Source organism: Streptomyces sp. NPDC001443, from assembly GCF_053597355.1.
Window position 1 is genome coordinate 151,588 of record NZ_JBSFIA010000007.1, and the last position, 12,776, is coordinate 164,363.

13 protein-coding genes are annotated in these 12,776 nt (G+C 70.0%); 5 read left to right on the top strand and 8 right to left on the bottom strand.

Features of this window, described 5'->3' with window-relative positions:
- Window positions 1-27: 27 nt before the first annotated feature.
- The 4 genes from cysS to ACWC24_RS10990 all read right to left on the bottom strand — a co-directional run bounded on the left by cysS (window position 28) and on the right by ACWC24_RS10990 (window position 3,689).
- Window positions 28-1,428: a cysteine--tRNA ligase gene (gene cysS, locus ACWC24_RS10975; protein WP_450662516.1), complete on the bottom strand. Its 1,401-nt coding sequence runs from the start codon at window positions 1,426-1,428 to the stop codon at window positions 28-30.
- Between the two features lie 193 nt (window positions 1,429-1,621).
- Window positions 1,622-2,158, bottom strand: coding sequence for a 2-C-methyl-D-erythritol 2,4-cyclodiphosphate synthase (gene ispF / locus ACWC24_RS10980; RefSeq protein WP_450662517.1), 537 nt, complete (start codon window positions 2,156-2,158; stop codon window positions 1,622-1,624).
- Window positions 2,148-2,927: a 2-C-methyl-D-erythritol 4-phosphate cytidylyltransferase gene (gene ispD, locus ACWC24_RS10985; RefSeq protein WP_450662518.1), complete on the bottom strand. Its 780-nt coding sequence runs from the start codon at window positions 2,925-2,927 to the stop codon at window positions 2,148-2,150. The genes ispF and ispD overlap by 11 nt, the downstream gene beginning before the upstream one ends.
- 279 nt (window positions 2,928-3,206) lie before the next feature.
- Window positions 3,207-3,689, bottom strand: coding sequence for a CarD family transcriptional regulator (locus tag ACWC24_RS10990; RefSeq protein ID WP_003953493.1), 483 nt, complete (start codon window positions 3,687-3,689; stop codon window positions 3,207-3,209).
- Window positions 3,690-4,339: 650 nt separating this feature from the next.
- Between ACWC24_RS10990 and ACWC24_RS10995 the strand changes: the two genes are divergently transcribed.
- Window positions 4,340-4,975 (top strand): DUF461 domain-containing protein, encoded by a 636-nt coding sequence (locus tag ACWC24_RS10995; RefSeq protein WP_450662519.1) that lies wholly within the window; start codon window positions 4,340-4,342, stop codon window positions 4,973-4,975.
- Between the two features lie 163 nt (window positions 4,976-5,138).
- Here ACWC24_RS10995 and ACWC24_RS11000 read toward each other — a convergent pair whose 3' ends face one another.
- Both ACWC24_RS11000 and ACWC24_RS11005 read right to left on the bottom strand, forming a co-directional pair.
- Entirely contained in the window at window positions 5,139-5,819 is a 681-nt protein-coding gene (locus tag ACWC24_RS11000; RefSeq protein ID WP_015659563.1) for a response regulator transcription factor, read from the bottom strand.
- A complete protein-coding gene (locus ACWC24_RS11005; protein WP_450662520.1) occupies window positions 5,816-7,213 on the bottom strand; it encodes a sensor histidine kinase in 1,398 nt (465 codons plus the stop codon). Before ACWC24_RS11005 ends, ACWC24_RS11000 begins: the two co-directional genes overlap by 4 nt.
- A 258-nt stretch (window positions 7,214-7,471) precedes the next feature.
- On the opposite strand from ACWC24_RS11005, the gene phoU reads away from it, so the two are divergent.
- The 3 genes from phoU (at window position 7,472) to ACWC24_RS11020 (ending at window position 8,856) form a co-directional block, all read left to right on the top strand.
- Window positions 7,472-8,170, top strand: coding sequence for a phosphate signaling complex protein PhoU (gene phoU, locus ACWC24_RS11010; protein ID WP_450662521.1), 699 nt, complete (start codon window positions 7,472-7,474; stop codon window positions 8,168-8,170).
- A 130-nt stretch (window positions 8,171-8,300) separates the two neighbouring features.
- Entirely contained in the window at window positions 8,301-8,456 is a 156-nt protein-coding gene (locus tag ACWC24_RS11015) for a hypothetical protein (RefSeq protein WP_450662522.1), read from the top strand.
- A gap of 148 nt (window positions 8,457-8,604) precedes the next feature.
- Window positions 8,605-8,856, top strand: a complete 252-nt coding sequence (locus tag ACWC24_RS11020) for an SCO4226 family nickel-binding protein (protein ID WP_450662523.1) — start codon at window positions 8,605-8,607, stop codon at window positions 8,854-8,856.
- A gap of 234 nt (window positions 8,857-9,090) precedes the next feature.
- Here the strand turns inward: ACWC24_RS11020 and ACWC24_RS11025 are convergent, their stop codons facing one another.
- Complete coding sequence (locus tag ACWC24_RS11025) at window positions 9,091-10,131, bottom strand: PP2C family protein-serine/threonine phosphatase (RefSeq protein WP_450662524.1); 1,041 nt, start codon at window positions 10,129-10,131, stop codon at window positions 9,091-9,093.
- A 330-nt stretch (window positions 10,132-10,461) separates the two neighbouring features.
- Window positions 10,462-11,223: a phosphoglyceromutase gene (locus tag ACWC24_RS11030; protein ID WP_450662525.1), complete on the bottom strand. Its 762-nt coding sequence runs from the start codon at window positions 11,221-11,223 to the stop codon at window positions 10,462-10,464.
- Window positions 11,224-11,475: 252 nt separating this feature from the next.
- On the opposite strand from ACWC24_RS11030, the gene ACWC24_RS11035 reads away from it, so the two are divergent.
- Window positions 11,476-12,759 carry an MDR family MFS transporter gene (locus ACWC24_RS11035; protein ID WP_450662526.1) on the top strand — a complete coding sequence of 428 codons (1,284 nt, stop codon included), beginning with the start codon at window positions 11,476-11,478 and terminating at the stop codon, window positions 12,757-12,759.
- The last annotated feature ends 17 nt before the right edge of the window (window positions 12,760-12,776 follow it).

Below are 12,776 nucleotides of genomic sequence, written 5' to 3' on the forward strand. Positions count from 1 at the left end.
ATCGATCACGTAGGCGATCGGGTGGGGTCAGCGCGGGCCGAGGCTCCAGCGCGGCCCCTGCGGACCGTCCTCGATGACGAGTCCGGACTGGTTGAGCTGGTCGCGGATGGCGTCCGCGGTGGCCCAGTCCTTGCGGGTCCGGGCCGCCTCCCGCTGGTCGAGGACCAGTCGTACGAGGCTGTCGACGACGCCGTGCAGATCGTCGCCCCGGTCCGTCTCCTCGGCCCAGTGCGGGTCGAGCGGGTCGAGTCCGAGGACGCCGAGCATGGCGCGCACCTCGGCGAGGCGGGCGACCGCGGCTTCCTTGTCGTCGGCGGCGAGCGCGGAGTTGCCCTGCCGGACGGCGGTGTGCACGACGGCGAGCGCCTGCGGCACGCCCAGGTCGTCGTCCATCGCCTCGGCGAAGGCCGGCGGCACCTCGCCGGCGGGTTCGACGACCCCACCGGCCTTCTCCACGACCCGCTGCACGAAGCCCTCGATGCGCGCGAACGCCGATTCGGCGTCGCGCAGGGCCTCCACGCTGTACTCGATCATGGAGCGGTAGTGCGGGGTGCCGAGGTAGTAGCGCAGCACGATCGGGCGCCACTCCTTGACCATCTTGGAGACGAGGACCGAGTTCCCGAGCGACTTGGACATCTTCTCGCCGGCCTTGGTGACCCAGGCGTTGTGCACCCAGTACCGGGCGAACTCGTCGCCGAACGCCTTGGCCTGGGCGATCTCGTTCTCGTGGTGCGGGAAGATCAGGTCGAGCCCGCCGCCGTGGATGTCGAAGGCGGAACCGAGGTACTTGTGCGCCATGGCGGAGCACTCCAGGTGCCAGCCCGGACGCCCGCGCCCCCACGGCGTCTCCCAACTCGGCTCGCCGGGCCTGGCCGACTTCCACATGGCGAAGTCGCGGTGGTCCCGCTTGCCCGTCTCGCCCTCGCCCGAGGGCTGGCGGAGGTTGTCCAACTCCTGGTTGGAGAGCTGGAGATACCCCGGGAAGGAGCGCACGTCGAAGTAGACGTTGCCGTCGGCCTCGTAGGCGTGTCCGCGCTCGATGAGCCCGCGCATCATCTCGATCATCTCGGGCACGTGCCCGGTCGCCCGCGGTTCGTACGTGGGCGGCAGGCAACCGAGGGCCTGGTAGCCGTCGTTGAACGCGCGCTCGTTGTCGTAGCCGATGGACCACCAGGGGCGGTCCTCCTCGCGCGACTTCTTGATGATCTTGTCGTCGATGTCGGTGACGTTGCGGATGAACGTGACGTCGTAGCCGCGGTGGGCGAACCAGCGGCGCATGATGTCGAAGTTCAGCCCCGACCGGATGTGTCCGATGTGCGGGGCCGCCTGAACGGTGGCACCACACAGGTAGATCGAGACACAACCCGGCTTGAGCGGGGCGAAGTCACGGATCTGCCGGGCGCTGGTGTCGTACAGGCGAATAGTCACCACTCCAGGGTAGTGGTCGCGAGGCAGTGCCCTGCGACCCTTCCGCCTTAATTCTCCCGGGCGACGGGAGCACGCGGGCCCGCGGACGCGCGGGGCGGAGCCCCCTCCCGGCCCCGCGCACCCGGCCGGGCCGGGTGCGCGGACGGGCCGGCGTGCTCGGCCCGCGCGGACCACCGGCGCCGTCCGGGCGGGCTCAGCCCGTACGGACCACCAGCGCCGTCGCCACCGCCATCAGGCCCTCGCCGCGCCCCGGGAAGCCGAGCCCGTCCGTCGTGGCCCCGGACACCGAGACCGCCGCGCCGACCGCCTCGGACAGGACCTTCTGCGCCTCGTCACGCCGCTTGCCGATCTTCGGCCGGGGTCCGACGACCTGGACAGCGACGTTGCCGATGACGAATCCGGCCTCGCGCACCAGCCGCGCGGCCTCGGTCAGCAGCGTCACCCCGGACGCCCCGGCCCACTCGGGCCGCCCGGTGCCGAAGTGCTGCCCCAGATCACCGAGCCCGGCCGCGGAGAACAGCGCGTTGCACGCGGCGTGGGCGACGACGTCCGCGTCGGAGTGCCCGGCGAGGCCCGGACCCTCGCCCTCCCACTTCAGACCGGCGCACCACAGCTCCCGCCCCTCCTCGAAGGCGTGGATGTCCGTACCGATCCCCACCTGCGGCAGCACGGGCACGTACGCCCCGGCGCCCTGGGCGGCACCGGGCGTCCCGGAGAGCTCAGAAGCCATCGTTCAGCCTCCGGCGCGCCAGGACCGCCTCCGCCAGCACCAGGTCCAGCGGCCGGGTGACCTTGAAGGCCTCCTCGTGCCCGGGGACCACCACGACCGGCAGGCCGAGCCGCTCCACCATGCTCGCGTCGTCGGTGACGTCGCCGGTCACCGTCTCGTGGGCGCGCAGCAGCGTGGCCCGGTCGAAGCCCTGCGGAGTCTGGACGGCCCGCAGGCGCTTGCGCTCGGGCGTGGCGAGCACCGGCTCCGGCTCGCCCGGCACGGCCGCCGGCTCGACCTCCTTGACCGTGTCCGCGAGCGGCAGCGCGGGCACGACCGCGGCCGCGCCCTCCCGTACGGCCTCGATCACGGCGTCCACCGTGTCGACCGGCACCAGGGGCCGGGCGGCGTCGTGCACGAGCACGATGCCGCAGTCGGGCGGCAGCGCGTCGAGGCCGAGCTTCACCGACTCCTGGCGGGTCTCTCCGCCGGGGACGACGAGGAAGTCGGTCCGCTCCGGCAGCGCGTGCGCGTCGAGCAGCGACTTGACCTCGCCCGCGCCGTCGGGCGGCGCCACGACGACGACCAGGGAGACGGCGCGGGACGCGGCCATGGCGCGCGCGGCGTGGATGAGCATGGGGGTGCCGTTCAGCGCGCGGAGCGCCTTGGGTGCGCCCGGACCGAGGCGCACACCCCGGCCGGCGGCCGGGATCACGACGGCGGTACGGGTGGTCACAGCCGGGGCTTCCGGAACGGCATCCGCGGTCGAAGGGCGCGAAACGTCAGACATCGGTTCCTGTCAGGTTTGTGTGCTCGGCCTACGTGGGTATGGCCACAGCGTGCCGGGCGCGACGCCTTGACCGGAACCCTTCCGTGACACCGGTCGAGCCAGCTGCCCGGGCCCGGCACACCAGTATCGGGGAATTCCTCGTGGCGTACGGCATCCGAGTACGGCGTACAAAAAAAATGCCGCAGCGCCCGGCGACAGAAGATACGTCATCGGGCACCGCGGCATTTCACTGCGCAGAGTGAGCGGCGTGCTGAGCAGGGCGGACGGTGCCGCCGCACGTCAGGACGCGAGGACCTCGTCGAGCAGGGCCTCCGCCTTGTCCTCGTTCGTGTTCTCCGCGAGAGCCAGCTCGCTCACCAGGATCTGGCGGGCCTTGGCGAGCATGCGCTTCTCACCGGCGGAGAGTCCGCGCTCGCGCTCACGACGCCACAGGTCACGCACGACTTCCGCGACCTTGATGACATCGCCGGAGGCGAGCTTCTCCAGATTTGCCTTGTAGCGGCGTGACCAGTTCGTGGGCTCCTCGGCGTACGGAGCGCGCAGCACCTCGAAGACCCGGTCCAGCCCGTCCTGACCGACCACATCACGCACGCCGACGAACTCCGCATTGTCCGCTGGCACACGTACCGTCAGGTCGCCCTGGGCGACCTTCAGCACCAAGTAGGTCTTGTCCACGCCTTTGATCTGGCGAGTTTCGATAGCCTCGATCAGCGCGGCCCCGTGATGGGGATAGACCACGGTGTCGCCAACCTTGAACGTCATGTGACAGGTACCCCTTCCGTGGCTATCCAGAGTAACACGGAAACGACGGGTTCTGAATGGCGTTTTCGCAGGTCAGGGCATATCTCGGGGCTTGACAACAGCAACAGGAACGTGCATCGCGGGCCGATCGGAAGCGGGTATTCGCAGGTCGGAGCGGCTGTCCAGGGGAAGGGAAACGCACACGTTACACACATCCGGAGGCCGCCCCAAGTGGACGAACGTCCCTAAATGTCCGGTTCCATGCGATCGACTTCCGCTACTCCGTTCGGTTGCCGGTGTCGACCGCGACACGATTCCGGAATTGATCACGGGGTGATCACAAGGGAAGATCACAAGACCGGCGGAACGGCCGGCCGAACCACGTCGGTGATCAATTCCGCCGCTTAGAGGCCCGCCACCACCAGGTATTCCGGCACGGAAAATCCACAAGCCCGTCTAAGTGAATCTCGTACGACGGTGAGACCAATACGTTCCCGGTCGCTTCCGACCCCGGAAAGCCGTCCGGGTACCGCCTGCCGAGCGAAGCCGGGCGCCCCGGGGGAGGGTCGGGTGCGGCGGCTCCGGAACGGCTCGGTAACCTAAGGCCGCTGACAGACACTTAGGGCGGCTTTAGGTACAGCTGCCCCTGCGTTCAAGGAGAAGCCGCCGCCGTGAGCAGCAGCCTTCGTCGCGGCGCCCTCGCCGCCTCCGCCATCGCGTTCTCGATCGCCTCGCTCGCCGCGTGCGGCGCGGGCAACAGTTCCCAGACGCTGGAGGTCCAGCCCGACAACGCGGCGACGAGCGTCGGCGACATCAAGATCCAGAACGCTCTCGTCATCACCCAGCCCGGCACGGACACCTCGGGTCCCTCGGTGATCTCCGCGACCGTCTTCAACAGCGGCAAGAGCGCCCAGACCCTGGACTCCATCAGCGTCGAGGGCGGCGGCACCGCCAAGCTCTCCCCCGCCAAGGGCAGCGACAAGCTGAGCGTCCCGGCGGGCGGCTCCCTGGTCCTCGGCGGCAAGAACAACGCCTCCGCGGTGCTCTCGGACGCCGCCGAGGCCGTCCAGAACGGCAACGTCCAGAAGATCACCTTCACCTTCAGCTCGACCGGCGCCGTGAACATCAGCGCCTTCGTCGTCCCGGCCGAGAGCTACTTCTCCTCCTGGGGCCCGAGCGACATCCCGAGCGTCACGCCGTCCGCCACCGAGTCGGCGTCGCCGGGCGAGTCGGCGTCCCCGAACGAGTCCGTCTCCCCGAACGCGACCGCCACCGCCACCGCCACCGAGTCGGCGGCCGGCCAGTAGGCAGGCACGGCCCGCGGGTCCGCCTCCGGGCGCGTCCCGTGAGCGGTGCGCCGCGGGTACGGCCCGTGCGCATGCGAGAAGGGCGGCACCCTTTCCAGGGTGCCGCCCTTCACCGTACGTGCGTACCGGATCCCTCCGGCCCGCTCCGACTCCCGACGGCGGTCTACGGCTCGAACTTGTAGCCGAGGCCGCGCACCGTCACCAGGTACCTCGGCGCACCGGGGTCCGGCTCGATCTTCGCGCGCAGGCGCTTGACGTGGACGTCGAGGGTCTTGGTGTCACCGACGTAGTCGGCGCCCCAGACCCGGTCGATCAGCTGCATGCGGGTGAGGACGCGGCCCGCGTTGCGCAGCAGCATCTCCAGCAGGTCGAACTCCTTGAGCGGGAGGTCGACCTTCGAGCCGGAGACGGTGACCACGTGGCGGTCGACGTCCATCCGGACCGGGCCGGCCTCCAGCGCCGCCGGGGTGACCTCCTCGGGCTCGCCCCGGCGGCGCAGGACCGCCCGGATGCGGGCGACCAGTTCGCGCGAGGAGAACGGCTTGGTGACGTAGTCGTCGGCTCCTATTTCCAGACCGACCACCTTGTCGATCTCGCTGTCCTTGGCGGTGACCATGATCACCGGAACGTTCGAGCGGCCGCGCAGCTGACGGCACACCTCGGTGCCGGGCAGCCCCGGCAGCATCAGGTCGAGCAGGACGAGATCGGCGCCGTTGCGCTCGAACTCGTCGAGCCCGTCGGGGCCCGTGGTCGCGACAGCGACCTCGAAGCCCTCCTTGCGGAGCATGTACGACAGGGCGTCGGAGAAGGACTCCTCGTCCTCGACGACAAGCACACGGGTCACGGAAGGACCTCCGGGGCGGAAAGCGTTTCGTACGCGGTTGAGTCGGGGGATGTGGTGCGCGAGGGGTGGGCCGAAGGTGCGGCCCGTCCGGTCTCGACGGCGTTGTTCCCGGCGGCGTTCTCGACGGCGCTGTCGATGACGTTCTCGGGGATGTCCTCGTCGTAGTCGTATTCGTCGTTCACGTGTTCGTCGTAGGTGTCGTCCACGTGGTCGAGATCGGGATGCTGCTGGGCGCGGTCGCGGGCCGCACCCGCCTCCGGCAGCCGCAGAGTGAACGTGGAGCCCTGTCCCTCGGAGCTCCACACCGTGACCTCCCCGCCGTGCGAGGCGGCCACGTGCTTGACGATCGCCAGCCCGAGGCCCGTACCACCCGTGGCACGGGAGCGGGCGGGGTCGACCCGGTAGAAGCGCTCGAAGATGCGCTCCTTGTCCTTGTCCGAGATGCCGATGCCCTGGTCGGTCACGGCGATCTCGATGAGGTCCCCGCTGGGCACGCTGACCCGGCGGGCGGCTATGCCGACGCGGGTGCGGGCCGGCGAATAGTTGACGGCGTTCTCGACGAGATTGCCGAGTGCGGCGGCGAGCTGCCCCCGGTTCCCCCAGATCCGCAGGTCGGCGGTGCCGCCCGCGGCCATCGTGATCTGCTTGGTGCCGGCCTGGTGACGGCACCGGTCGATGGCCTCGGCGACCAGTTCGCCCACCCGGACGGGCTCGGCGTCCTCCAGGGGGTCGTCGTTCTGGACCCGGGAGAGGTCGATGAGCTCCTGGACCAGGTTCGTCAGCCGGGTGGCCTCGATCTGCATCCGCCCGGCGAAGCGCTCCACCGCCTCCGGATCGTCCGAGGCGTCCATGACGGCCTCGGAGAGCAGGGAGAGCGCGCCGACCGGGGTCTTGAGCTCGTGGCTGACGTTCGCGACGAAGTCGCGCCGTACCGCCTCGATGCGCCGGGCCTCGGTGAGGTCCTCGACGAGGAGCAGGACGAGCCGGGAGCCGAGGGGGGCGACCCGCGCGGACACGGCGAGTGCCTCGCCCCGCCCGGTCCCCCGCCTGGGCAGATCCAGTTCGACCTGGCGTATCTCGCCGTCCCGCCGGGTGTCCCGGGCCATCTGGAGCATGGGTTCGACGGCGAGCTTGCCCCCGCGTACCAGCCCGAGGGCGTACGCGGCGGAACTCGCCTTGACCACGGCGTCCGCCTCGTCGAGTACGACGGCGGAGGAGCGGAGCACGGAAAGGACCGTGTCCACCCCCGGCGGGAGCACGAGATCGGTGTGCAGAGAGGTTCTGGTGGGTCGCTGCTGGTCGCGTTCGCTCCAGCGGAACGCCAGCATGGCGATGGCGCCGGTGAGCACCCCGGCGATCGCTGCCGCTGCGGCGACCGCCGCGTTCACGTCCATGCCCCCAGGTTAGGCATGCCGTCCCGGATGGCTACAGCCATCGAAGTGCGACCTCGAACACTCGTCGCCCAGAGTTCACCTTGGAGCTAGCAGTGGTTCATTTCGGGTGACGGAAACCGACGCGTACGGGGCCGAACGTGGGAGCGTGGGGTTCGTACCGCCGGTTCGAAACGTGCGAGGACTCAGACGTTCGAGGACTCACATGTCCGGAGGACCGGCCCCCCAAACCCCTATGGAACACGTACGAGAGGGAACCTGATGCGGGACGCGTACCACGAGGAACTGGACTCGATCGGCGACGGACTGGTCGAGATGGCCCGGCTGGTCGGGTCGGCGATCGGGCGCGCCACGACCGCCATCCTCGACTCCGACCTGAAGCTGGCCGAGAGCGTCATCGAGGCGGACAAGAAAGTCGACGAGCTCCAGCACGACCTGGAAGCCCGCGCGATAGCCCTGCTGGCCCGGCAGCAGCCGGTCGCCACCGACCTGCGGATCGTCGTCACGTCACTGCGGATGTCGGCCGACCTGGAGCGCTCCGGCGACCTCGCCCAGCACGTGGCGAAGCTCGCGCGCCTGCGCTTCCCGGAGCGCGCCATACCGCACGACCTGCACGCCACGATCCTGGAGATGGGTCAGCTCGCGCAGCGTCTGATGGCGAAGGCGGCCGAGGTGATCATCACGAAGGACGTCGATCTGGCGATGCAGCTGGAGGCCGACGACGACGCCATGGACCTGCTGCACCGCACGCTGTTCCAGCACCTGATGGACGACCGCTGGAAGCACGGCATCGAGACCGCGGTCGACGTGACGCTGCTGGGCCGTTACTACGAGCGGTTCGCCGACCACGCGGTGGCGGTCGCCAAGCGCGTGGTGTTCCTGGTGACGGGTGAGCACGCGGACGAGCTCCAGCCCGACGTCCAGCCGGAGATCCAGGCCGCCGGGCCCAAGGGCGCCTGACCCTCCGTATCCGAACAGGCGCGAAGAGGATCGGCCGGGGCGGGCCCGAAGCCACTGTGCGCCGTTGATGCGCCCGGCGGAGCGGGCATGGAATGGGCACAGGCACCGCCTCGAGGAGGGACCCAGAGCCATGGCCGAATCCACCGGCACGACACCCGACCCCACGCAGGAACGCCCCACCGAGCAGCCCGCCGACATCAAGAACCTGACGCTGATCGGCGCGTGCGGCTGCGGCTCGGGCTGCGGGTGCGGGTGCCAGTCGGGCAACCCCTGCCAGTGCGGCTGACGAAGCCCACGACACGCGAGGGCGTACGACGACCTCCGTCGTCGTACGCCCTCGTACCTCCCGCCTCTCCTCGCACCCCGCCGGTCGCCGCCCCGGCCGTACGGGCGCAGCATGGAAGGTGATCCGCAGGGACAGGAGGTGCGGGACCATGCCCCGGTTCATGGACATCCACCACGGCATGCAGGGCATCACGGCCGACCAGCTGGACGCGGCCCATAAGGCGGACCTCGCGATCGAGGGCGAGGAGCGGGTGCACTTCGAACGGGCCTGGGCGGACCCGGCCACCGGAACCGTCTACTGCCTCTCCGAGGCTCCCTCCGCCGAGGCGGTCCAGCGCGTGCACGAACGCGCCGGCCACAAGGCGGACGAGATCCACGAGGTCCCTCTGTCCGTCTGGTGACACCGCCCGCCCCGACGGTCCCGGCTCACCTCACGTCGACGAAGTCGGCCGGGGTGAGGCTCGGTGGCGCGCAGGCGCATGATGCGGTCTCCCGCTTTCATGAATTGGGTGGTGACTTCACCTGCGTCAGACAGAGAGGTTCACCGCGGAGTCGTGCACCATTGCCGCCCGGCCCATGACTTGACCCTGACGTCTCCCCGGGTTGGCGAAATCAGCGGCTGCCGGTCAACTTCCTTATGCACGCTCCGAATTCGAACCGCTTTTCACCGCGTCCGGTGCACAGGCGATGGCCAGCAGTGCCATGTCGTCGGTTCTTCGGCCACCGGTGTGCCGGTGCACGTCGGCCAGCAGGGCGTCGAGGAGAGCCTCAGGCCGGGCATCCGTGGATATGGCGGCTGCCCCGACGGGGTCGTAGAAGCGGCCCTTCTCGTCACGGGCCTCCGTCAGTCCGTCCGTGTAGAGCAGCAGAGTCGCCCCTTCCGGGAAGGCCACCATGTCGACGGGGGCCGGGTCGCCGGCCAGGCCGGCCATGCCCAGGGGCACGGCCGGCCTGCTGGGCTCGACGTACCGCACGTCGTCGGGCAGGAGCAGTACGGGTGCCGGATGGCCGCGGTTGACGAGGCGGACCGCCCTCTCGTGCCGGGGGAACTCCGCCACCACGCCGGTGATGAACCCCTCGAACTCGGTCTCGCTGCCCGACTGCTGGGTCTCCAGGACGGCAGCCCGCTCGAGCCGCTCCACGAGCCCGGTCAGGCTGGGCTCGTACAGGGCCGCCTCGCGAAAGGTGACGATGCTGGCCGCGACTGCCCTGACCGCGTCCATTCCCTTGCCGCGCACATCGCCGATCACACAGCGCACGCCGAACGGGGTGTCGAGCACGGCGTAGAGGTCCCCGCCGATCTGCGCGTCCGTCTGCGCGGCCTCGTAGCGCACGGCGAAACGCAGCGGACCGCTCGCCTTCGGCGGATCCGGCAGCACGGCGCACTGGACGGCGGCGGCGATGTCACGCGCGGAACGCAGCTGGGTCTCGAGGTGATGCATGAGGCGGTTGAGGAAGACCGCGATCGCGAACACCGTCGCCACCATGGCCAGCTCGCTGAACTCGAACGCGCTTCCGTGGTAGCCGAAGTACACGAACGAGACCAGGTCGAGCAGGAACGCGCACACCCCGGTGAGGACGGTGCCGCGCAGGGACAGCAGAGGCGCGGCCATCAGGATCGCGGCCGCGTAGAAGGCCGCGGCACTGACCGTGGGTGGCGTGAAAAAGTCGACCATCCCTGCTCCGAAGAGCAGAACGGCCGGCATCAGGCGCCTGCGCCTCTCCAGCCACTGCCATACTCCCGGCCTCGCCACGCGCAGCTCCCGATGCCGACGGCTCTCCCTGCCGCCTCAGGCTAAAACTTGCCCCGCGCGCCCCGCCGCCGCACTTCCCCCGGCTCGCACGCAGCACGTCGACTGCAACCCGAATGGCATATGCCAAGCAGAAACCCTTCCCCCGAAAGCCCGAACCCCACCGAGCCCCGGCCGACACCTGACGGCCCAGCCCCACCAAAAAGCCCCCGCCCCCGCGAGGAACTCGCAGGTCGGGGGCTTGTCGGCGTCGGGTTACTTCTTTTTGCCCTGGTTCTTGACCGCCTCGATGGCCGCGGCGGCAGCTTCCGGGTCGAGGTACTTGCCGCCCGGGGTGACCGGCTTGAAGTCGGCGTCGAGCTCGTAGTACAGGGGGATGCCCGTGGGGATGTTCAGGCCCGCGATGTCGGCGTCGGAGATGCCGTCGAGATGCTTGACCAGGGCACGCAGGCTGTTGCCGTGGGCGGCGACCAGGACCGTGCGGCCGGCCAGGAGGTCGGGGACGATGCCGTCGTACCAGTACGGGAGCATGCGGACGACGACGTCCTTCAGGCACTCCGTGCGCGGGCGCAGCTCCGGCGGGATGGAGGCGTAGCGCGGGTCGTCGGACTGGGAGAACTCCGTGCCGTCCTCGAGGGGCGGGGGCGGGGTGTCGTACGAGCGGCGCCAGAGCATGAACTGCTCCTCGCCGAACTCCGCGAGGGTCTGTGCCTTGTCCTTGCCCTGGAGGGCGCCGTAGTGACGCTCGTTCAGGCGCCACGAACGGTGGACCGGGATCCAGTGGCGGTCGGCGGACTCGAGGGACAGCTGCGCGGTGCGGATGGCGCGCTTCTGGAGGGACGTGTGGACCACGTCGGGCAGCAGGCCGGCGTCCTTCAGCAGCTCACCGCCGCGGACCGCCTCCTTCTCGCCCTTCTCGTTGAGGTTGACGTCCACCCAGCCGGTGAACAGGTTCTTCGCGTTCCACTCGCTCTCGCCGTGGCGGAGGAGGATCAGCTTGTACGGTGCGTCGGCCATGCGTATGAGCCTAATCGAAGGCTTTGCGGCGAGGCGTTCCTGCCCACGGAACGGACTCCGGACAGGGGACGGATGTACGGCGAACGGGGAGGGGTGGGCGGGAGCGGCGGGTGCCGGGGCAGGGGCGGGGGCGGGGGCGGGGGCGGGGGCTCCGACAGTTGACTGGATCTGTTAATTGAGTGGTCCGCCCGAGGCCCGCGATCGTAAGTTGTGCACACCGCCTGAGCCACTTACAACCGTGGGAGTACCTCCATGTCCGTCACCGCTCTGAGGCGCACTGCCCGCGAGACCCTATCCGGGCTGCCCCGCGAGTTCTGGTGGCTGTGGACCAGCACTCTCGTCAACCGGCTCGGGGCGTTCGTCGCCACCTTCATGGCGCTGTACCTGACGCTCGACCGCGGCTACTCCGCCTCGTATGCGGGTCTGGTCGCCTCGCTGCACGGGCTCGGCGGTGTCATCTCCTCCCTGGGCGGAGGCGTGATGACCGACCGGCTCGGGCGGCGGCCCACGATGCTGATCGCCCAGGTGTCCACCGGCCTTTCGGTGGCGCTGCTGGGGTTCATGCACGATCCCGTCGCCATCGCCGGCGTCGCTTTCCTCGTCGGGATGGCCAGCAACGCCTCCCGGCCGGCCGTGCAGGCGATGATGGCCGACATCGTGCGGCCCGAGGACCGGGTGCGGGCCTTCTCGCTCAACTACTGGGCCATCAACCTCGGTTTCGCCGTCTCCTCCATGGCGGCCGGCTTCATCGCCGAGTTCAGCTACCTCGCCGGGTTCCTGATCGAGGCGGGGATGACCCTGGCCTGCGCGGTCGTCGTCTTCCTGAAGGTCCCGGAGTCCCGGCCGCAGCGCACGGCGGCGGAGAAGAGGGCCGCGGACGAGGTCGGGCTCGGCACCGTGCTGCGCGACCGGCGTTTCATGAGCGTGGTCGGGCTGTCCTTCCTGGTCGCGGTGATCTTCCAGCAGGGGTCGGTCGGACTGCCCGTCGCCATGGGCGCGGCCGGGTTCACCCCGGCCGACTACGGCCTGGCGGTCGCCGTCAACGGTTTCCTCATCGTCGCCCTCCAGATCCCCGTCACCCGGCTCATCGAGCACCAGGACCCGCGGCGGCTGCTCGTCGTCTCCTCGATGCTCGCGGGGTACGGTTTCGGGCTCACCGCCTTCGCCGGGTCGGTCGGCGTCTTCGCCCTCACGGTGTGCGTGTGGACGCTCGCCGAGATCGTCAACGCGCCGACGCAGACCGGCCTCGTCGTCCGGCTCTCCCCGGTCCACGGACGTGGGCGCTACCAGGGCATGTACACCATGTCGTGGTCGGTGGCGGCCCTGGTGGCCCCGCTGATGTCCGGTTTCGTCATCGACCGGTTCGGCGCGGAGTGGCTGTGGGGGCTGTGCGCGGTCGTCGGGACGGGAGCCGCGGTCGGGTACGGGGCGTTGATGCGGTCGCTCGCCGCGGACGAACGGACGGCGGGCGAACAGGCCGAGATCTCCTCCAGCACCTCGCCCAACGCCTCGCCCGAGGCGGTCGCCAGGCCGTGAACCCCGAGTCCTGAGCC